The 776-nt window shown below is 61.0% G+C and carries 2 pseudogenes; both read right to left on the bottom strand.

Going from position 1 to position 776, the window contains the following annotated elements:
• A pseudogene (locus EN939_RS40135) lies at nt 1–74 on the bottom strand (50S ribosomal protein L10); the annotation flags it as partial.
• A 395-nt stretch (nt 75–469) separates the two neighbouring features.
• Nucleotides 470–776, bottom strand: a pseudogene (locus tag EN939_RS36515) (hypothetical protein); the annotation flags it as partial.

The following is a 776-nucleotide window of genomic DNA, read 5'->3' as shown; positions in this document are numbered from 1 at the left end:
ACGACCACTGAACCTGCGTTCGAGAACGCACCGTTCAGGCCCGTGACGAGTTCGCGTTTTTCCGCTCTGTCCACTGCCTATCTCCAGTTGACCCCAATCCTGTTAACGGGAACATCCCATTGACGAGGACAGGCGTCGGGTTGCCTTTTGTCGGCCGGGCCATCCAGTAACGGATCTCCCGAACGACGCTCGAGGATCCTGCCCCCTTTCGCCACATCGACGGTCAAGCCGGCGATGCGCAGACAAAAGGCAAACACGGTTCGAACCTTTCATTGGAGCAATCGCTCCGTTGTCCGGTCTTCACCCGTCTCATGCAGGCCCAAATCGAATTAAGGCTTCTGGGCCGCCTGCAATCTCGGACAGGATGTCCGGAAACCTCTCGGCTTCCGGTACCGGGCCGCCAACTAGGTCGGAGGCCCGGAATTCTTTGCAGATCAGCCGTTTACCGGCCGATCTCGATCAAAACTTATCAGGACGCGTTGAGCGTCGCGACGTCGAGCTTGAGGCCCGGGCCCATCGTCGAGGTGACCGACACCTTCTTGACGTAGTTGCCCTTGGCGCCAGTCGGCTTTGCCTTGGTCACCGCATCGGCGAAGGCGCGGATGTTCTCTTCCAGGGCCTTGACGTCGAACGACACCTTGCCGACGCCGGCATGGACGATGCCAGCCTTCTCGACACGGAACTCGACGGCGCCGCGCTTGGATGCCTTGACGGCGGCGGCAACGTCGGTGGTGACGGTGCCGTCGAGTTCCGTGTCGAGAAGGCTGGCATCGTCC

This window comes from Mesorhizobium sp. M7A.F.Ca.CA.002.05.1.1 (assembly GCF_003998335.1).
In the GTDB taxonomy this organism is placed as follows: domain Bacteria; phylum Pseudomonadota; class Alphaproteobacteria; order Rhizobiales; family Rhizobiaceae; genus Mesorhizobium.
Note: the sequence above shows the minus strand (reverse complement) of the source record. Positions and strands in the feature narration are given on the sequence as shown.